Annotated in this window: 19 protein-coding genes and 1 riboswitch; of the genes, 14 read left to right on the top strand and 5 right to left on the bottom strand. The window is 38.7% G+C overall.

Annotated features, from left to right (window positions below; genetic code table 11):
• Positions 1-22: 22 nt before the first annotated feature.
• From alc to pgi, 9 genes are all read left to right on the top strand, one after another.
• Complete coding sequence (alc, locus tag H4J52_RS05220; RefSeq protein ID WP_182224327.1) at positions 23-1,054, top strand: allantoicase; 1,032 nt, start codon at positions 23-25, stop codon at positions 1,052-1,054.
• A 9-nt stretch (positions 1,055-1,063) separates the two neighbouring features.
• Complete coding sequence (uraD, locus tag H4J52_RS05215) at positions 1,064-1,609, top strand: 2-oxo-4-hydroxy-4-carboxy-5-ureidoimidazoline decarboxylase (RefSeq protein WP_182224326.1); 546 nt, start codon at positions 1,064-1,066, stop codon at positions 1,607-1,609.
• A 4-nt stretch (positions 1,610-1,613) separates the two neighbouring features.
• Positions 1,614-1,958, top strand: coding sequence for a hydroxyisourate hydrolase (gene uraH / locus H4J52_RS05210; RefSeq protein WP_182224325.1), 345 nt, complete (start codon positions 1,614-1,616; stop codon positions 1,956-1,958).
• 1 nt (position 1,959) lies between these two features.
• Entirely contained in the window at positions 1,960-2,493 is a 534-nt protein-coding gene (locus tag H4J52_RS05205) for an ureidoglycolate lyase (protein ID WP_182224324.1), read from the top strand.
• A 4-nt stretch (positions 2,494-2,497) separates the two neighbouring features.
• Positions 2,498-3,823, top strand: coding sequence for a guanine deaminase (gene guaD / locus H4J52_RS05200; protein WP_182224323.1), 1,326 nt, complete (start codon positions 2,498-2,500; stop codon positions 3,821-3,823).
• Between the two features lie 40 nt (positions 3,824-3,863).
• A complete protein-coding gene (locus H4J52_RS05195; protein WP_182224322.1) occupies positions 3,864-5,096 on the top strand; it encodes a urate hydroxylase PuuD in 1,233 nt (410 codons plus the stop codon).
• A 575-nt stretch (positions 5,097-5,671) separates the two neighbouring features.
• Positions 5,672-6,892: a NupC/NupG family nucleoside CNT transporter gene (locus H4J52_RS05190; RefSeq protein WP_182181031.1), complete on the top strand. Its 1,221-nt coding sequence runs from the start codon at positions 5,672-5,674 to the stop codon at positions 6,890-6,892.
• Between the two features lie 56 nt (positions 6,893-6,948).
• Positions 6,949-7,911 carry a transaldolase gene (gene tal / locus H4J52_RS05185; protein WP_182224321.1) on the top strand — a complete coding sequence of 321 codons (963 nt, stop codon included), beginning with the start codon at positions 6,949-6,951 and terminating at the stop codon, positions 7,909-7,911.
• 62 nt (positions 7,912-7,973) lie between these two features.
• Positions 7,974-9,620 carry a glucose-6-phosphate isomerase gene (gene pgi, locus H4J52_RS05180; protein WP_182224320.1) on the top strand — a complete coding sequence of 549 codons (1,647 nt, stop codon included), beginning with the start codon at positions 7,974-7,976 and terminating at the stop codon, positions 9,618-9,620.
• 185 nt (positions 9,621-9,805) lie between these two features.
• Here pgi and deoA read toward each other — a convergent pair whose 3' ends face one another.
• Positions 9,806-11,122 (bottom strand): thymidine phosphorylase, encoded by a 1,317-nt coding sequence (gene deoA / locus H4J52_RS05175; protein ID WP_182181028.1) that lies wholly within the window; start codon positions 11,120-11,122, stop codon positions 9,806-9,808.
• Positions 11,123-11,430: 308 nt separating this feature from the next.
• Between deoA and H4J52_RS05170 the strand changes: the two genes are divergently transcribed.
• On the top strand, positions 11,431-12,051 hold the full coding sequence (locus tag H4J52_RS05170) for a hypothetical protein (protein ID WP_182224319.1): 621 nt from the start codon (positions 11,431-11,433) through the stop codon (positions 12,049-12,051).
• A 65-nt stretch (positions 12,052-12,116) separates the two neighbouring features.
• On the opposite strand, the gene H4J52_RS05165 is transcribed toward H4J52_RS05170, so the two are convergent.
• Complete coding sequence (locus tag H4J52_RS05165; RefSeq protein WP_182181026.1) at positions 12,117-12,299, bottom strand: DUF6435 family protein; 183 nt, start codon at positions 12,297-12,299, stop codon at positions 12,117-12,119.
• A 433-nt stretch (positions 12,300-12,732) separates the two neighbouring features.
• On the opposite strand from H4J52_RS05165, the gene H4J52_RS05160 reads away from it, so the two are divergent.
• Positions 12,733-13,017, top strand: a complete 285-nt coding sequence (locus tag H4J52_RS05160; RefSeq protein ID WP_182181025.1) for a hypothetical protein — start codon at positions 12,733-12,735, stop codon at positions 13,015-13,017.
• Between the two features lie 364 nt (positions 13,018-13,381).
• A riboswitch (Lysine riboswitch) is annotated at positions 13,382-13,582 on the top strand.
• 108 nt (positions 13,583-13,690) lie between these two features.
• Positions 13,691-15,043, top strand: a complete 1,353-nt coding sequence (lysC, locus tag H4J52_RS05155; protein ID WP_182224318.1) for a lysine-sensitive aspartokinase 3 — start codon at positions 13,691-13,693, stop codon at positions 15,041-15,043.
• 176 nt (positions 15,044-15,219) lie between these two features.
• Here lysC and queC read toward each other — a convergent pair whose 3' ends face one another.
• Positions 15,220-15,876: a 7-cyano-7-deazaguanine synthase QueC gene (queC, locus tag H4J52_RS05150; RefSeq protein WP_182181023.1), complete on the bottom strand. Its 657-nt coding sequence runs from the start codon at positions 15,874-15,876 to the stop codon at positions 15,220-15,222.
• 79 nt (positions 15,877-15,955) lie between these two features.
• Here queC and queE point away from each other — a divergent pair, with 79 nt between their 5' ends.
• Positions 15,956-16,630: a 7-carboxy-7-deazaguanine synthase QueE gene (gene queE, locus H4J52_RS05145; RefSeq protein ID WP_182224317.1), complete on the top strand. Its 675-nt coding sequence runs from the start codon at positions 15,956-15,958 to the stop codon at positions 16,628-16,630.
• Between the two features lie 29 nt (positions 16,631-16,659).
• Here queE and pdsS read toward each other — a convergent pair whose 3' ends face one another.
• Together pdsS and pdsR are read right to left on the bottom strand one after the other, a co-directional pair.
• Positions 16,660-18,855, bottom strand: a complete 2,196-nt coding sequence (gene pdsS / locus H4J52_RS05140) for a proteobacterial dedicated sortase system histidine kinase (RefSeq protein ID WP_182181021.1) — start codon at positions 18,853-18,855, stop codon at positions 16,660-16,662.
• Positions 18,845-19,543: a proteobacterial dedicated sortase system response regulator gene (gene pdsR / locus H4J52_RS05135; RefSeq protein WP_182181020.1), complete on the bottom strand. Its 699-nt coding sequence runs from the start codon at positions 19,541-19,543 to the stop codon at positions 18,845-18,847. The genes pdsS and pdsR overlap by 11 nt, the downstream gene beginning before the upstream one ends.
• A 196-nt stretch (positions 19,544-19,739) precedes the next feature.
• On the opposite strand from pdsR, the gene pdsO reads away from it, so the two are divergent.
• Complete coding sequence (gene pdsO, locus H4J52_RS05130; RefSeq protein WP_182181019.1) at positions 19,740-20,558, top strand: sortase-associated OmpA-like protein PdsO; 819 nt, start codon at positions 19,740-19,742, stop codon at positions 20,556-20,558.
• Positions 20,559-20,574 lie beyond the last annotated feature (16 nt).

The following is a 20,574-nucleotide window of genomic DNA, read 5'->3' as shown; positions in this document are numbered from 1 at the left end:
GCATTAATGAAAGAGAATTTAAATGAATGATTTAACCGTAAACACTTCAGATACAAAAAGTATTGATACTTTATTGGACACTATAACCAGTAACTATGTTGATTTAGCGTCAAAACGTATTGGTGGAGAGACTATCGCGTGTAGTGATGATTTCTTTGCAGAAATGGAAAACTTACTTAAGCCTGGTCGTGGCATTTTTATTGATGATAAATATACTGACCGTGGTAAATGGATGGACGGTTGGGAATCACGCAGAAGCTATGGTCGTGACAATGGTCGAGCATTCGATTGGTGCGTTATCCGTTTAGGTACGCCAGGAATTATTAAAGGCGTAGACGTGGATACTAATTTTTTCCGTGGTAACGCACCCGCACAAATTAGCATTGAAGGCTGTATTTCAATAGATAACCCTGATGACAGCACGCAATGGACAGAAATATTAACGAAGCATGAAACTCATGCGCATAGCCAAAATTTATTTGCCCTGCAAAGCGAACAAGTTTGGACACATGTACGTTTAAATATATTCCCAGACGGTGGTGTTGCAAGATTCCGCGTTTATGGTGAAGTTGTCGCTGATTGGCCGCAATTTTTAACAGGCGAGTTAATTGATGTTGCTGCTATTACCAATGGTGGTAAAGCCCTGTTATGTAGCGATATGTTTTTTAGTGATAAAAACAATTTAATCATGCCGGGTCGTGGTAAAGATATGGGGGATGGTTGGGAAACTAAACGTCGCCGAGACCCAGGACCTGACTGGATCATTATTGAATTGGCTAAAGTCGCTCAAATCAAAAAAGTACTTATTGATACCTGCCACTTCAAAGGTAACTTCCCTGACACCTTCAAGTTAGAAGCCGCTAATGCTGAAGACAATTCAACGGTTTTAGAAGATATGAAATGGCAAACGATTATCGACCAAACAAAGCTTTATGCTGATAGAGAGCAGTGGTTTGTTATCGAAGATAAAGAGCAATCTTTTACTCATGTTAGATTGAACATTTACCCAGATGGTGGTGTTAGTCGAATGCGCATTATGGGCTACGTAGGGTAACTAAAGCATATGGAAATTTCTGCGTTAAATAAATTACAACCTAAAGCGGCACAACTTGAATTTATGCAGTGCTGTACGGCTAATGTCTGGGTTGAACGAATGGTTGCAGCCATGCCATTTAGCAGTTTCGATACTCTGTCTGCGCAAGCAGATATCAATTGGCAAGGCTTAACAGAAGCTGATTATTTGCAAGCTTTTGAAGGGCATCCCAAAATTGGTGATGTATCAAGTTTAAGAGAAAAATATCGCTCAACAGAAAAAATAGCAGCGGGTGAGCAATCGGGTGTGAACACAGCAACAGAAAAAACGTTAACTCAGTTAAAGCAATTAAATGATGACTATCAAGAAAAATTTGCTTTCATTTTTATTGTTTGCGCCACCGGTAAAACAGCGTCGCAGATGTTAGAAATATTGAGTCAACGTATTGTTAATGAAAGATCCGATGAAATTATTAACGCTGCAGAAGAGCAAAGAAAGATATTGCAGATCAGAATTGAAAAAATGATCGCATTGCCTGCGACTATAAACACTGCTTCAAACGTAAAAGAGATATAAAACGATGAGTCAAATAACTTCGCATGTACTAGACACAAGTCGCGGTAAACCCGCCGCAGGTATTACCATTTCACTGTTTGAACGTAATAATGAAGGAGAATGGTTGCTATCAGCACAAGGTAAAACAAATGCTGATGGGCGAGTACCTGCTTTACTTGAAAAAAATCGGGTATTGCCTGCTGGGAGTTACCGCGTTCATTTTGCTATTAGTGATTACTTTAGCGCGCTGAACGAGCAAGCCTTTTACCCTTACGTTGATATTGTTTTTAATATTAGTGGCGATGGTGACCATTACCATATTCCCTTATTACTGACGGCTTTTGGTTACTCAACCTATCGTGGTAGCTAGTATGGAGTTACATGCTAAGCCACTTACTCGAGAGGCATTTGAACCTTTTGGCGATGTTATTGAAGTCAGTGATGATGCTGAAAAAATATCGATTAATTATGGTCTAACCGAAAGGTTTCATGCATTAACTTCCCTTGATGTTACCGATGAAGCAGGACAAGGCATTATCAGTGTTTTTCGTTCATCGCCAAAAGCATGTTGTGACATTAATGATAAAAAAGGGCAGTTAACGATTGATTGTATGGAGCGTCATCCCTTATCTAGTCAAGCATTCTATCCTTTGTCTGCTAACGCTTACCTTGTTGTGGTTGCACCAAAGGGCGAATTTGACGTGACCAAGCTTCAGATCTTTATTGCCCAAGGAAACCAAGGTGTTAATTACCATAAAGGTACGTGGCATCACTATAGTTTAGCCTTAGGTAAAACGTCTGACTTCTTAGTTGTTGACCGACAAGGTGTCGGTAAAAACTGCGATGAAGTTACGTTAGAAAATACAATTACCATTCATTTTAATTTAGACAACAGGAACTATTAAGTCGATGTCAGTAAAAGCTTTTCGTGGTGAAATTTTACACTTCACAGAAGACCCTGCCTTAACGTCTTGCCAAAATACTGAGCAAAACGAACCGTACGGCTATCAGTATTTTGAAGATGGCCTTTTGCTTATAGAAAATGGCAAAGTTAAACAACTCGGTACTGCAAAAGCTATTTTAGTTAATTTAGACAGTGCTATCGTCGTTACACACATTAAAAATGGCCTAATCGTTCCTGGGTTTATTGATACCCATATCCATTACCCTCAAACTGAAATGATAGGAAGTTATGGTGAGCAATTACTACAGTGGTTAGAAGATTATACCTTTCCTACCGAAAAAAAGTTTGCTGATAAAGCGTACGCGAGCAAAATCAGCGAGTTTTTCTTAAATGAATTACTTAGCAGTGGTACAACAACAGCACTTGTCTTTGGTACCGTGCATCCTGAATCAGTCGATGCTTTTTTTGAAGTGGCTTTACGTAAAAATCTACGAATGATTGCTGGCAAAGTGATGATGGACAGAAATGCACCGATAGATTTAATTGATACCGCGCAAAGTAGTTATGATGACTCCAAACAGCTTATCGAAAATTGGCATGGTAGAGGCCGCTTGCAATATGCAGTAACGCCTAGGTTTGCGCCAACCAGCAGTGATCAACAGTTAAGTTTGGCAGGACAATTGTTAAAAGAACATCCAGGTGTTTATATGCAAACTCATTTGTCTGAAAACTTGAAAGAAATGGAATGGGTTAAATCACTCAACCCAGATTGTGAAAACTATCTGGATGTCTATAAAAAACATGAGTTACTCGGTGAACGCAGTATTTTTGCTCACGGCATACATTTATGTGATGCTGAATATAAAGACTTAGCCCAGTCTAATTCTGCTTTATCCTTTTGTCCAAGTTCAAACTTATTTTTAGGCAGCGGACTCTTTAAACTTGATGTTGCACAGCAACACAATATTAAAGTGGGTTTAGGGACTGATATTGGCGCAGGAACAAGCTTTTCAATATTAGAAACATTAAAAGATGCCTACAAAACACAACAGCTTAGAGGTAAAAAGCTTGATTCGCTGCAGTCGTTCTACTTGGCAACATTAGGCGGCGCGAGGGCATTAGATTTAGAAGGTACGATAGGTAATTTTTTACCGGGCTGTGAAGCTGATTTTATCGTACTTGATTATCATGCAACGCCATTAATTAAGTTGAGATTAGAGCAGTGCCAAACACTGGCAGAAAAACTATTCTCTTTTACTATATTAGGCGATGACCGTGCGGTTAAGGCTACTTATATACAGGGCGAGTTAGCCAATATTCATTACGATTAGCGCACACAATAATTATAAGAATTAATAAGTAGGAAAAAATATGGATCCATATATTGCTGAATGGCTTAACTTAATTTTACGCTTTCTACATTTAGTCACGGGCGTTGCTTGGATTGGCGCGTCATTTTATTTTGTGTGGTTAGACAATCACCTTGAAACACCACCACAGTGGAAAGCAGACAAAGGCATTAAAGGCGACCTTTGGGCTATTCATGGTGGTGGTTTTTATGAAGTTGCTAAATATCAACTTGCACCAGAAAAAATGCCAACGACGTTACATTGGTTTAAATGGGAAGCTTACAGTACGTGGTTAACCGGTTTTGCACTGCTAATTGTAATGTATTATGTTGGCGCAGAATCCTATCTTATTGACCCTCGTGTTGCCGATATTAGTCAAATGCAGGCGATAATTATCGGCTTGTCAGTAATATTTGGTAGCTGGTTAGCTTATGAATTGATGTGTATGACTAGACTGGCTAACCATTCAGTGCTTTTTGCGCTGGTATTATTGCTTATGGGCGTAGGTTTAGCGTATGGATTAACCCAAGTTTTTAGTGCTCGAGGTGCCTTTATTCATGTTGGTGCTGTAATAGGTACCATTATGGCGGGTAATGTATTTCGCGGTATTATGCCTGCACAACGTGCTTTAGTTGCGGCTGTTGAAAGCGGCGAAGCCCCTGATCCAAAATATGCACAAAAAGCGAAATTACGGTCAACTTTTAATACCTATACCACCTTGCCAGTCTTGTTCATTATGATCTCTAATCATTATCCCATTACTTATAACCAACCTTATAACTGGGCGGTATTAGTGGCGATAATTATTATTACGGGTGCAGCGAGACAATATTTTATTCTTCGCCACTTTGGTAAGCAAAAACCGATGATACTTATTGCTGCAGGCTTGGCTACGATAGCCCTCGCTATTGTCATAGCGCCAAAATCAGCTGATAGTAGCGCTGACAAATTAGCAGCGGTTAATGCCAGTACTGCAATGAGTATTGTGCAGCAACGTTGCACGACATGTCATTCAGCAACCCCCACTGATGATGTGTTTAGCTCAGCTCCTGCAGGTGTAATGCTTGATACTCAAGCACAACTTAAGCAGTGGGCACCTCGGATAAAAGCACGGGTAATTGATAGTCAAGATATGCCTTTACTCAATAAAACTAATATAACTGACAAAGAAAGAGCGCAACTAGCACATTGGATTAAAGCTGGAGCGATTATTGATGATTCAAATAAAGGCGAAAGTGATAAGCAAAAGTATTGAATATATGAAGGTATTTTGCTTTAACCTTACCTTTATTTTATCGAACATCATTTTGTGACCTAGGCTTAAGCGCTGATCATTCTTGGTCAGCACTGAGCAACTCTAACCAAAAAATATGACCAGCGCTTAAAATACCGACTTCATTATGCTACAGGACTCATATAACCGTTTCTGAACAATTTACTGTCTTTAGTGTCTATTGGCGGCATATATCTCTTCGCTCTTTTGGGTTATCTACAACGGTGTCAAATTCATTGAGAACAACTGTTCTGCCAAAGATAATCACCTCCTATAACATCAAATGTTAAATGCAATATAAATTAACCAGGTGGTCAGGTTTTTATATAGTCGCATTAATATTCTTTCGTTTCAGCTCGGCAATAAAACTATAAAGACTTATTTTAAAAGACTGTATAGCCTTTTCAATGCAAATATCTTATTGACCTTAATAGCTTCTTAGTTTAGATTTAAACTTGACTATACAGTCAGGTTTATTCAAATAATAATAATAAATTTTTAATGTCGCTGTAATTTATATCGGTAGCTAGTGTCATCAGAAATAATAAAGGAATAACATGGATACAAATATATTACGCAGTATCTTAGGGGTATTCATCCTCTTAGCTGTTGCCTATTTAGCTTCGTCAGATCGAAAAAATATTAACTGGCGTACCATCATCGGTGCCTTAGTGTTGCAAGTAACTTTGGGGGCATTTGTCTTGTATATGCCCGCAGGAAAAGACATTTTACTGGGTGTTGCCAGCGGTGTGTCTAGTGTTATTGGCTATGCTAATGACGGTATTAGTTTTATCTTTGGTGAGCAAATTGGGCAAAAAAGTTTAGGCTTTATGTTTGCGTTCCATGTTTTACCGGTTATTGTTTTTTTCTCAGCCTTGATTGCCGTGCTTTACTACATTGGCGTGATGGAGTTAGTGATTAAATTTATAGGTGGTGGCCTACAAAAACTTCTTAAAACCAGCCAAGCAGAATCGATGTCAGCAACCGCAAACATTTTTGTTGGCCAAACAGAAGCGCCGTTAGTGATTAAGCCCTTTCTTCCTAAAATGACACGCTCGGAGCTTTTTGCGGTAATGGTTGGCGGGCTCGCTTCAGTAGCTGGATCTGTTGTTGCCGGTTATGCAGGCATTGGTATTGACTTAAAATATTTAATTGCTGCAAGCTTTATGGCCGCACCAGGCGGTTTGCTTATGGCAAAGATGTTAGTGCCTGAAACAGAACAACCCAATGATAATTTAGACGATATGAAAACCGATGCTAAAGAAGCGGTTAATGTGATTGACGCAGCAGCAACCGGGGCATCTAACGGCATGATGCTCGCGTTAAATGTTGGTGCAATGCTGTTAGCTTTTGTTGCTTTATTAGCCATGGTAAATGGTTTATTAGGCGGATTTGGAGAATGGTTCGGCCTACAAAACCTTAGTTTGCAACTGATTTTAGGTTATGTTTTTCAACCTGTCGCTTACCTTATTGGTATTCCTTGGCATGAAGCAAACATGGCAGGGAGCTTTTTAGGACAAAAAATTATCATCAATGAATTTGTTGCTTATCTAGATTTTATTACGGTTGCTGATCAATTAACGACAAGAACCCAAGCCATTATTACTTTTGCGCTGTGCGGTTTTGCCAACCTTTCATCGGTGGCTATTTTATTAGGCGGTATGGGGAATATGGCACCGACACGTCGACCTGATATTGCTAAGCTTGGCATGAAAGCGGTTCTCGCTGGCGCTATGGCTAACCTGATGAGCGCAACTATTGCAGGCATTTTTATCTAATTTACCTCATTAATTTAAACAAATAAATAAACAGAAACTTTTTTACAGGAATTATTATGCAAGCACAACTATCTCAACTCGAACAATTAAAAACCATGACAACAGTCGTTGCTGATACCGGCGATATTGAAGCCATAGCAAAATTTTCACCAATGGATGCGACGACTAATCCTTCATTATTATTAAAAGCTGCTGCTATACCTGCTTATCAAAACTTACTGACAGAAGCTGTTAATTGGGCAAAAAGTCAGACTAAAGACAAAGCCATTGAAGTCAATCTTGCGGTTGATAAATTATCAGTATTAATTGGCTTAGAAATTTTAGCGATAGTACCTGGGCGTATTTCTACAGAAGTTGACGCACGTTTATCTTTTGATAAAGAGGCCAGTATGGTTAAGGCCCGTCAACTTATCGCTATGTATCAAGAAGCCGGTATTGGGAAAGAGCGTATATTAATCAAAATGGCATCTACTTGGGAAGGTATTCAAGCCGCTAAACAACTCGAGCAAGAGGGCATTCAATGTAATTTAACGTTGTTATTTAGCTTTGCTCAAGCAAAAGCTTGTGCCGAAGCACAAGTGTATTTAATTTCACCCTTTGTGGGTCGAATTCTTGATTGGCACAAAAAAGATACCGGTCGTGATAGCTATTTAGCCGCTGAAGATCCTGGGGTGATTTCAGTGACAGAAATTTATAATTATTACAAACAGCATAATTATAACACTGTAGTGATGGGCGCAAGTTTTCGTAATATTGATGAGGTTATTGCATTAGCGGGCTGTGACAGACTAACAATCAGTCCACCATTAATGAGCGAATTATCAGAAAATTATCAGCAGATCACACAACAATTAATGCCAGCAACAAATATTCAAGAAAAGCCAGCATCATTAACCGAAGCGCAATTTCGCTGGGAGATGAATCAAGATGCTATGGCAACAGAAAAATTAGCAGAAGGTATTCGTAACTTTGCCATTGACCAATGCAAGCTCGAAAGTCAACTAAGTCAATTATTTTAAGATAACGTCAGGAAACCGTTCATGCTAATAGATACGTTTAAGATAACGTTAGGACACCGCTCATGTTAATGGATACTTTTAACGATAAGTGGCGAGCACTGCAACAACACTTAGTTGAGGTAGAAAGTAGCCATTTGCGTGACTTGTTTGCTAGTGATTTCAAACGAGCAGAAAATTTATCAGTGAGCGCTTGTGGCTTAAATCTCGATTACTCAAAAAACCGTATTACCTTAAAAACGCGTGCTTTATTAATGGCATTAGCAGATTCAGCACAATTAGCCGCAAAACGTGATGCGATGTTTGCAGGTGCGCCGATTAATAATACTGAGAACAGGTCAGTATTACATACCGCTTTACGACAACAAGATGATAAGCCAATTCTCGTTGACGGAGTTGATATAGTGCCTCAAATCAAAGCGGTACGAATTAAGGTAGAAGCAGTCGTGAACCAAGTGCGCGACAAGCAATGGTTGGGGTATAGTGGCAAATGTATTACTGATGTTTTAAATCTAGGCATTGGTGGTTCTTTTTTGGGACCAAAAATAGTAACGACTTCATTAAAACCTTATGTTCAAGGAGGGCCTAAACAGCATTTTGTTGCTAATATTGATGGTAATCATCTCCATGATGTCTTAAGTGATTTAAACCCTGAAACGACTTTGGTGCTGATTGCTTCAAAGTCGTTTAATACCCAAGAAACCTTAACGAATGCTGAATCTACTCGCCAATGGTTTTATGATAACAACGTGGCTTTTGAGCAATTGAGTCGTCACTTTATTGCTATTTCATCCAATGTTACTAAAGCCGTCGCATTTGGCATTAGTGGAGAGAATGTTTTTCCTATGTGGGATTGGGTTGGAGGTAGATATTCATTATGGTCAGCGATTGGTATGCCCATTGCAATGGCTATTGGTAATCAGGGTTTTACTGAATTACTTAAAGGTGCGGCGGATCTTGACCAGCATTTTAAAGAGGCACCGCTTGAGCAAAACTTACCCGTATTAATGGGGATGTTAGGGGTTTGGAACCATAACTTCTTTGGCTGCCAAACCCATGCTTTATTACCATATAGTCATTATTTACGCGGTTTCCCCGCGTATGTACAACAGATGGATATGGAATCTAATGGCAAAAGCTGTCAGCTTAACAATGAAATTGTCAGTAGTACCACAGGCCCTGTAATTTGGGGTGCAGAAGGTACAAATGGCCAGCATGCATTTCATCAGTTGTTACACCAAGGGACTTCGGTTGTCCCCGTTGATTTTATTCAACCTCTTGTCGCAGAACATAAGATGAATGGCCATCAAGATATGCTTGTGGCCAATTGTTTTGCGCAAAGTAAAACACTAATGCAAGGAAAAACCCATCAACAAGCCTATGATGAACTTGTTGGTTCAGGCATGGAAGAAGCGTTAGCTAAAGTGATTGCTAAACATAAAGAAATGCCGGGAAATCGACCTTCAAATACCTTGACCTTTAACAGACTCACGCCTTATCAACTGGGAACGTTAATTGCCTTATATGAGCATAAAGTCTTTGTACAGGGGGTTATTTGGAATTTGAATTCTTTTGACCAATGGGGTGTAGAGCTTGGGAAAATATTAGGGGATGATATATTATCCCGTATAGGACAACCCAATAATACTGAGCTTTCAGATAGCTCTACCGAATTATTGCTTGCTCAATATCGTTATGCTAATCAACCTTAAGTGAGCGATAATGTTATTGATTGAGTGAGCTTCAATAAGCTGTTTTATCTCTGGGAATGCAGCAGTCTTCGCGCGTTATTTTAAGGGATAATATAATAACAGCCATAAAAAACCGAGCTTATTATCGCTCGGTTTTTTATTATTAAAGATAAAGCATCATTGCGCCTTATTATCTCAAATAGGTATTATGTAATGAGTTCATGGATAACCGGTTCAACAACAACTTGCATCGTTGAAATTTCAATTGCACTTAAGTATTGTTTAATTGCTTGGCTTGCTTGAGCCTCATCTTTCGCGTGTACAATAGCAATGACGTCACCTTCCGCCACTTTCGTGCCTTTGGGTTTTATATCACTAAAGCCAACACTATAATCTAAGCTTTGATTATGATCGACACGACCACCACCCATTTCTACTAGCGCCATACCAATAGCGCGAGTGTCCATTGTGCCAATATAACCGGCTGTTGGTGCCTTGATGTTTTTAATGATCTTAGCTTTAGGCAGTCTATTTTCACTGTTAGTTAATAAATCCGCTGGGCCGCCCATTGCCGTGATCATTTTTCCAAATATTTCAGCCGCTTTGCCTGACGTTAGTGCCTCTTCGGCTAAAATGGTTGCTTGTTCAATACTGGTCGCTATCTTACTGGTTAATAACATGCGAGCAGCAAGGGCGATTGTTACTTCATGTAACCTTGGCTCACGGTACTTTCCGGTTAAATAATCAATAGTCTCTTGTATTTCAAGTGCGTTACCTACCGTTGTACCTAAAGGTTGATTCATATCAGTAATTAATGCTTGAGTGGGTGTTCCAGCACCATTGGCAACAGAGACTATTGAGTGAGCTAAGGCTCGAGCTGATTCTATATCAGCCATCATAGCGCCATTGCCAACCTTGACATCCATCACTAATGATTCAAGGCCCGCTGCTAATTTTTTTGACAAAATAGAGGCGGTTATTAAAGGAATAGATTCAACCGTACTGGTAACATCTCTAATTGAGTAAAGACGTTTGTCAGCAGGGGCTAAGTCTTTTGTCTGTGAGATAATAGCGGTACCTTGAACTTGCACTGTCGCTTGGAACTCTGACAGACTAGGACGTACATTAAAGCCTGGAATAGACTCTAATTTATCAACTGTGCCACCAGTATGACCTAAACCTTGACCAGCAATCATCGGGACATTTGCACCACAAGCCGCCACTATTGGTGCTAACATTAAGCTCACTTTATCACCAACACCACCAGTTGAATGCTTATCAACAATGGGTTTATCTAACATACTATGCCAATTTACAACAGTGCCTGAGTCACGCATAGCCATGGTTAGGTTTACAACTTCATCGGTTGTCATGCCGTTAAGCCAAATTGCCATTGCCATAGAACCTACTTGTGCATCGGTAAAATCACCCGTTTTAAGGCCATCAACAAAGCATTGAATTTCATCTACGGTTAAGGCTTGTTTGTTACGTTTTTGACGAATAATATTTTGAGGTAAGTGCATAAAAATCCTTTAGATAATAATTGTGTTATAAAAGCTTTAGGTATTCACTGAACAGCAATCCGTAGGGTAATTGTTCCGTGGGTTAGTTATAGCGATTATGGCATCTTGCCTTGAGCTGTTAGCGTGACTAATTGCTCAATTTATATTGCTTTACTTAGTTTTTATTTGTGTCATAACTGACTGTTATCTACAGTTAATGAGGATATATTGTGTTTTCCTGACTGCTGTGTCAAGATAAAACCTATTTTTTCTGACCAAATGGTCAGAAAATTGTTTTTCATTTAATTTTTTATTAAAAGAGTGATGTGATGTCCTTGTTAGAAGTCTTTGGTTATATTGCTAGTGTGCTAATCGCGTTGTCGTTAATGATGTCGAATATCAAACGATTGCGTTGGATAAATTTATTTGGAGCTGCTGCCTTTAGTGCTTATGGCTACTTTATTGATGCTTATCCTGTTTTTATTTTAAATGGTTGGATAACTTTAGTAGATATTTACTACTTAGTGCGTATTTATAAAGAAAAAGATCAGTTTGATTTAGTTAAATTAAAGTCAGTACAAACGCCACTGTTTAGCTTGTTAAAAGAGCGCTACGGTAAAGATATCAAGCAGTTATGTACAAAATTTCAGTGGCAACAACTCGATGATGCACATGTTCTATTAGTGTTTAGAAACATGAAGCCCGTGGGTTTCTTTGCTTATCGACAATTGAATGATATGGGGAAGGTTGAAGTACTACTTGATTATATTATTCCAGAAGACCGAGATTTTAAAGCGGCTAAATTTATGTTTTCCCACCAAGATAACAAACTAAAATTAGAGGGTATTAAGCACTTGGTGGTAGAGGCATCAGATGAAAACCATGGGATATATTTAAAGCGTGTTGGATTTACCAAACAAGAACATTATTTCGAGTTAGTATTACACTGAGATTAAGAAGCGGAATATATAATGTTTAACAATATTACTTTCCGCTTCAATCTACTTACGAACGATTATTTTTTTGAACGTTCTAGTTCTAATTCTTGTATTTGAACCGCTATTTTTTCAGCTTCAGCGGTGATCATTGAATACGACTTAATATCGCCATTTCTTTGCGAGAACATCGCTTGCTCGAGCTTAGCTTCATAGAGTTTATTTAATTTTTTGATCGGGTCTTTTTTAAATATTCCAAACATTTTATTTACCGTTGAGTTGGTTATAGGTTGTTATACGTATATAAACCGATTTTAGTTTCATTATTGTCACTTTTAGATAAAAACTTATTAAGTCCTTTAATAGGATGGCAAATGTCATTTTAAATATAGACGTAAACGATATTAATATACAGATAAATGTGATGATTGTGTTATTTTATCAAGCTTAATTGATTGATTGATTGATTGACTGATGATGATTAAAGCCTCATTTAATAATGTAATGGCGTTTACATTATAGTCAACCTAAGGGGAGGCACATTAAAATCAACAATAAAAGATGGAGATACGCCAGTAAATATTGTTGTAAAGGTGAGATAACATCAGCTAGTAGTTTTTTTTCACTTCGTTTAACATTATAATTAATGACAATGAGTTGTTTAATACAGCGCTATATATCTTTTGGGACCCTACTATGAATTTAGATAAATCAACAAAACGTATAGAAAAAAGAGTTAAAAAAGGATTTCAAGGTTACCCTCAAATATCACTGGCATATTTTGGCGAATCAGCTGATTACGCAAGTGAAGTTGTGGTTGGTTTTATCGCTGGCGAAGGTGAGGCGGCTCAAGAGCAAAAATTTACCAGTAAAGTTGATGCTAGAAAAGACGAAACCATTCAAACCACATTACTAAAAGTTATTGAACGAGCGGATGCAAAAACAGTTGTAGAAGTTGCGGGTGTTTCAATTATTAAATAACGCCAATTAAACTTGGCAAATATCCCTATCCCTGGACTGTAAATAATATGAGTGCTCTTGCTATCCCGTGGTAACAAACTATTCCTCTTCGTCAACGCGTTATATGGCCAAGTAAATCTCTAAGTATTGCTATGTAGGTGGCGTTATTGAAGGCCTATATTACAGCGCATTTATTCGTGAAGTGCTTGTTTGCGTTACTTCTGTTTATTTCACGGTTAACAAAGCTCTGTTACTCATAAGCTTTCTCTATGAGAAAGCTTATTTATCAAAATATTGACGTTGATGGTTGATTTTTCTTTATATATAGGTTTTAATTCGCTTGTGAAATATTAGACTAAATACTCAAATTGACTTGTTTAGTATTTACACCAGAAGAGGAGCTGTAGCTAGGTAAATAACACGAGGAACCACCATTCTTTTGACTGTTATTGAGGGAGACTGCAGCCGAGAATAGTTAGCGAGTGGCGTTATTTATTCGGTTACTAGGGCTGAATCCCTGGGATTGTCACCTCTAATTAGTGCTTTTAAAAGCCTAATTATTTTATGGTGGAGAGCTTCTGGCTGAAAAGTTAAGTGGCTCTACTCATGAACACTTTCTCTTCAGTCATGCTCTTCCTTACAGTTTACAAGTTATTTGATATTTATATATCAGGACTTAATTAGGGAGACCTTAATGTCATTATCACCTCTTACCGTTGCTAAATTTGGTGGCACCAGTGTTGCTGATCACCAAGCGATGTTGCGTTGCGCTCACATCATAAAAAACGATCCAAGTAATAAACTGGTTGTCGTTTCCGCAAGCTCGGGCGTAACAAACTTATTGGTTCGTTTAAGTCAAAAAAATGTGCCAGAACATGAACAAACAGACATTATTACCAATATTCGCGCTATTCAATTAAATATCACCCAACATTTAGCACAAGAGCAAATGCTTAATGACCAAATTGCTGAATTACTTCAGCAGCTAAGTGAGTTTTCTAATGCCCAATCACTAAATTATTGCCCACGTATATCAGATGCTATTTTGTCCTTTGGCGAGCAAATGAGTTCACGTATATTTGCACAAGTCCTGCAATCAGTGGGTGTTAATGGTGAAATGTTTGATGTTCGCCAAGTCATGAAAACCAACGCTCAATATGGAAAAGCGGTAGTCGATCTTGAGCAATTATCTGCACATGCAAAGCAATCCCTTACTCTGCTACTTGCTGATAAAGTGGTTGTTACACAGGGTTTTATCGGGCAAGACGAAGATGCCTATACCACGACATTAGGTCGTGGTGGCTCTGATTACAGTGCTGCACTATTAGCTGAAGCATTACACGCTGATAATCTTTCTATTTGGACTGATGTTGTAGGTATTTTTACCACGGATCCACGCATAACCGATCAGGCCCGTGCGATTAAAGAAATTAGTTTTGGTGAAGCGGCTGAAATGGCAACGTTTGGCGCGAAAATTCTTCATCCTGCGACGTTAATTCCTGCGATGAGACAGAATATTCCAGTGTTTGTCGGTTCAAGCAAAGAGCCAGAAAAGGGCGGGACTCGTATTCAGCAATTTGTTGAATCAAGTCCGATTTATCGCTCAATAGCACTGCGACGAGAACAAACCTTAGTGACCGTAAAAAGCCCTGCAATGTTGCACGCAAGCGGTTTTCTTGCGCAAGTCTTTGGTATTTTGGCCAAGCATGAGCTGAGTGTTGATTTAATTACCACGAGTGAGATAAGTGTCGCGCTTACTTTCGATAATCCAACGGGGTCAACGCAAGCCCTGTTAAATTCAACCGTTGTTGAAGAACTTGAGCAACTTTGTGAAGTCACGGTAGAGCATGGTTTATCGTTAGTTGCTGTTATTGGTAACAAAATGCATCGCAGTAATGGCGTAGGAACCAGTATTTTTGAGACAATTTCAGGCATAAATGTTCGGATGATTTGTCATGGCGCCAGTGAACATAATTTATGTTTTTTGGTGGATGAGAAGCAAGCGAACGAAACTGTTGAAAAGCTACATACGGCTTTGTTTGCTTAAATATAAGCTGTGATTAGCCAAGTTAATGCTATAAAAAAAGATAAAACACATTTATGTGTCTTATCTTTATGTACATAATAGGTTGTCATGAATGAGTACTAGAAAATAACAAGGCCTACATCCATGCACGTCGATGTTTGTAAACGATGAATGAAAGCATGTTCAACCCGTTGTGGTTATTCGTAATTTAGTGGATCGGTCATATTATTATCACTGAAAGCTTCTAATCGCTCTTGGCAAGCACCACATTGCCCACAGGCTTTTTCACGACCGTTATAACATGTCCAAGTATTGTCATACTTCAAGCCCATTTTTAATCCATCCGTTAAAATATCACTTTTAGTGACAGTAAGATAAGGGCTGAATATTTCTACGGACTCATAGTTGGCTATTTTACATACTTCATTCATTTTCATCACAAATTCAGGACGACAATCAGGGTATATCGCATGGTCGCCAGAATGTGCACCGTAATAAACTTGGCTAGCACCGACTGAAACCGCATAACCAACTGCAAGTGACAATAAAATCATGTTACGGTTAGGAACAACCGTTGATTTCATACTTTCAGCTTCGTAATGCCCTTGTGGAATATCAATATCGTCAGTTAATGAAGAACCGGCAAGTAGCTGATTAATTGATGAAATATCAATAACTTTATGGTTTACGTTGAGTGACTGACAAACGGTGCTTGCATACTCAATTTCTTTGACATGACGCTGGCCATAGTCAAATGTTAAGGCAAATACTTCTTTTCCATCGTGCAAGGCGCGATTAAGTACAGTGAATGAGTCCATGCCACCAGAATAAATAACAACAACTTTGTTTGTCATTTCTAAAGTCTCTTAGGGTATAATTAATGTCGCACATTTTACTTCAATTCACACCAGCAATAAACAGGCAAAAACCCCAATGACCGTAAAATATAAAATTAATGAATTATTTGAAACTATTCAAGGAGAAGGCGCTTTTACTGGCCAACCTTCGATTTTTATCCGTTTACAAGGTTGCCCCGTTGCCTGTTCGTGGTGTGATACCAAACATACTTGGGACATCAATCTTGATGATGAGGTAAACGCATCCGCAATGTTAACAAAAAAAGTAGAGTCTCAAACGTGGTCTGCACTCTCTGTAGAAGCTATTTTAGCGGTGATAAGCGAGAAAGGTTATCAAGCAAAACATATTGTGATCACGGGTGGAGAACCAGCTATGGTTGATTTACTCCCCCTTTGTCAAGCACTCGAAAAAAAGGGGTTTAGCTGTCAGTTAGAAACATCAGGGACTTTCGAACTTAAAGTCTCTGAGCAGTGTTGGGTGACCGTTTCACCGAAAGTAAATATGAAAGGGGGCTACAAAATATTAAATTCAGCCATGCTACGTGCTAATGAAATAAAGCATCCCGTTGCAACCGAGCAACACATTGATGATTTAAAAGCGTTATTAACAGAGCATAGTATTGTTGATACCCAAGTTTATTTACAGCCCATTAGTCAAAAAGAACGAGCAACAGCGCTAGCGATCAAAAGTTGTATTGAAAACAACTGGCGTTTATCAGTCCAAGTTCACAAATATCTAGGCATTGAATAAATACTTCGCTATACAATAGCCCTCATTCACTATTTTTTCTGTAGTGGTAAAGTGATCGAAACCGTAACACCTTGCGGGTTATGATGGTTACTTGCCACTATTTTGCCATGATGAAATTCACAAATTAACCGTGCGATATATAACCCCAAGCCTAAATGAGGTGTTTTATCTTCTTTGGTTTGAGGTGTTTCACGCATCGACACCATTGAATCAAACAATCGCTGTTCCATCGTTTCAGGTAATAGTATGCCGTTATTACTAATGTGAATAGTTATCGCTTTACTTTTTGTTTCTGTGGTTATAAATAACGTATTGTCTTGGCTAAATTCCACGGCATTCGTCACTACTTTGTCGAGTAATTGCGCGATATGCTCAGGAGAACCCGCCAAAATAACTTTTTTATCTGATGCGATATATTCAATCTCAAAATGAGGATAAATTTGCTGGTAACCTTGAACACAGCCATTTAATACATCGAATACATTAAAACTAACATTGTCAGTTTGATTCAACATTTGCTCAAGACGCGTCGCTTCACTCATGTTGGTTAAAATATTGTTTAAGCGATTAATGCCACTCTGGGCACGGTCAATATAAGCTGAACTGCTGTCAGGTAATGCCTGTAAAGATAAATTCTCCAAAGATGTTCTAACAATGGCTATCGGTGTGCGTAATTCGTGAGAGAGTCGCGACGACATGTTTTCTAAGTAATGATTGTATTGGCTTAACCGATTTACTGCTGTTGAAAAGCTACGCGATAAATCACCAATTTCGTCATTTGCCTTTGATATTTGCATGTTTTGTGCAATATCATTATTAATTCTACCGTGTTCATCAATAGCGACTTCAGCTTGATTACGCAGTTGGCGAATACGGTTTGAAATACGTGACGCGAAAAAGAAAAAAGCTAACGCTCCCAATAACATAATCGCAAGTATCGACGTGAATAATTTCTCTAAGGCTTTATTTCGTACACTGAGAATACCATTGGTCGTTTCCTCAACGATCACCGCTCCGTTGACTTTGTCGCTGATGTAAATAGGGTAGGCGGCAGATATTATGACTGCTTTTTTATCGGTGGTTAACCGCCATTGCGATTTAGGTGTACCGGCGAGTGCGGCTTCAATATGTTCACCAGTCAGATTTTGTGTGTCATATAACTGGTCAATAAAATCATTTTGCGGTTTATTTAGTAAATGTTGAAAGACAGGGGCTAAATATTTCTGTGTCCAAGCATACCAAGAGTCATCTTTATCAGAGGTATTGATATTTTTCTGCCATAACCCACTGGCTTTTGTTATGTCACCGCTTTTTGCCAACACACGATGATGTTGGTCAACAACCCAAATACGCGATTGTGTGTAACTCATGCCTTTTACTATACGTTCAATTTCAGGCGATGGTACTAAAATAGTACCTAAGGTGTCAGCAGTACTAGGGTCAGCACTTCCTATGATGGTGATTGCAGCACTTAATGGTGCATCAACATCATGAAGCGCAAAAGCTAAACGGTCACTGATTTTGGTTAATGGAATACGAAATTCAATATTATAGCCTTGGTCTGTATCGCGCCATTGTCCTTGAATAAAGCTTATTGATGCTGGAAATTCAAGTATTTCATTGCTTTGTATATCATTAATACGATAAGCGGAAAGCCAACCTTGACGCTTATTGCTAATAATAAAACGTTGAAAATTACCATTAACATCATTGAATGCTAATTCAAGATGGTCATTTCTGTTTATTGCCCGAGCATTTTCGTCGCGATAAATAACCTTGTCGTCAACCACTTGTATAAAAAAATATAAGTATTTATCGTATTTTCCAACGGCGGCGCTGAAATGATGGGTTAATTGCTCAACCGACAAAGGTGTCCCTAGTTGATTGTTAACACCATAATAATGCGATTTTTCTTGAAAGCTTGGCCAGTCGTTGGGTAAGCCGTCAAGGTTTACCGCTTGAGATAACTGGTAACCATATAAGTCTTTACCTTTTTCAACATCAGGTAAAAAACTCGCTTGGTTATTAAACAGGTTGGGGCGCTCATGTAAAGAAGTCGCCAGTGCTCTTGCGGTACCTATTATTGTTTGCTCTTGCCCAAAACGTAAGTACTTTTCCATCTCCCATACGTATTGATAACCAAACCACGGAATAGCAAATAAGAAACTTGATAAGAGTAATAATTTTGCCCGCAAACCAAAGCGAATATGGAGCTTATTTTTCATCTTTATTCCAACGGTAGCCCATGCCATAGACTGTTTCAATGCAGTTAAAGTCTTTATCAATTTGGTTGAATTTTTTACGGATACGTTTGACATGAGAAGTAATCGTGCTGTCATCAACGTAGATGTTGGAATCTTTCATCAGTTGCTGACGGTTTTTAACATGTCCGGGGTGTTTAGCTAAAGCAAAGACCATCCAAAACTCAGTAATGGTTAAATCAACACTGTGCTGTTGCCAGACAATAGTCATACGCTGATTATCGATAGTTAAGGACCCTAATGTTAGCAAGCTACTTTCTGGGGTAGGTTGTTTAAGCGCTTCTTGGCGACGAAAAAGTGCGGCTATACGCGCTGACAAATGTGGCAGGCTAATATCTTTAGTTAAATAGTCGTCTGCGCCGATGCGCAAACCTGAGACGGTATCAACATCATTATCACGAGCAGTTAAAAATATAATAGGCAATGTGGTTGATATATTTCTAAGCCATTGGCAAAGGGTAAAACCGCCGTCATATTCTTGTTCTAAACCAATATCAAGGATAACCAAATGAGGCAAGCTTATCGCAAATGCTTGGCAGGCGCTTTCTCGGTTGGCAAAGGTTTGAACTTGATAACCTTGTGTGCGAAGCACATCAGCATAGTTTTCTCTAATAGCGGCTTCATCTTCAACTATGGCAATTCGTTTTAACAATGTCTAGCAACTCTATTTATTGACTTATTTTAGGCACTATATAAGAGTTTTTTTATAAAAGCGCGCAATTATTGTAATTGCCATATTGTTGCCACATTTGCTCATTACTTTGCCTTTTTTATGTCGTTTCAACGCCTATTTTTCTTGTTTTAATTACCTCGTCAACAACAAACAACTTATTACTTTAGGAACTCACATGAAAACTATTAATATCAAAACAACGAATAACAGTAAATTAAGCCCAGCAAAATTATTTTTAATCGCTTCCCTTATTGCCGCGCCGACGTTAAGCCAGTCTGCTTATGCTTTTGACAATAACACCGCTACTGATAATGAATCACTACAACTTACTGATAGTGATAAAGAAGGCATTGGTTTTGGTGCTGGTATGGTCATTGGCGCTATTTTCGGTGGGCCGGTTGGCGCTATTCTTGTTGGTGTTACTGGCTCACTAGTAGCAAAAACTGCAAACGACAAAGAAAATTTAAATGAGTTGCAGGCGTCAATAAATAAGCAAGAAAGCGATTATTCGATTGCCGTACAACAATTTCGTCAAAAATTAGCACGCGCTGAGCAAAATCACCAATTAGAACTTTCTGTTTTAGAGCAAAACGTTGATAAAAAATATCAACGTGCCAGTCAGTTACAAGCAGAAAACTTATTGATGAGTTTACAGTTTCCAACCGGCTCTAGTGACTTACAACCGCATTATCACAGTCAAATTGTTGCTCTGTCTGAAATGTTGCAGCAATCGCCTACATTATTTATCGATTTATCAGGTTATACCGATATGCAAGGCAATAAAAAGGTAAATCAGGCGCTTTCTATTGCCCGTGTTAATACGGTTAAGCATGCGTTAATCGACCAAGGTGTTAAAGCTGAGCGTATCCAGTTATTTGCTTTTGGTGAGCAAGCGCCTGTAGTGGCAAATAGTGAAAAGGAAGTGAGTTTTTACGATCGACGTGTCGTTATTAAGCTACACAGTAATAGTAAACAAATGGCAAATAATTATTAAGTGTTGTTTAGGTTTG

It is taken from the genome of Colwellia sp. MB02u-14 (genome assembly GCF_014076915.1).
GTDB lineage: Bacteria > Pseudomonadota > Gammaproteobacteria > Enterobacterales > Alteromonadaceae > Colwellia_A.
This window is presented reverse-complemented; position numbering and strand designations above follow the sequence as displayed.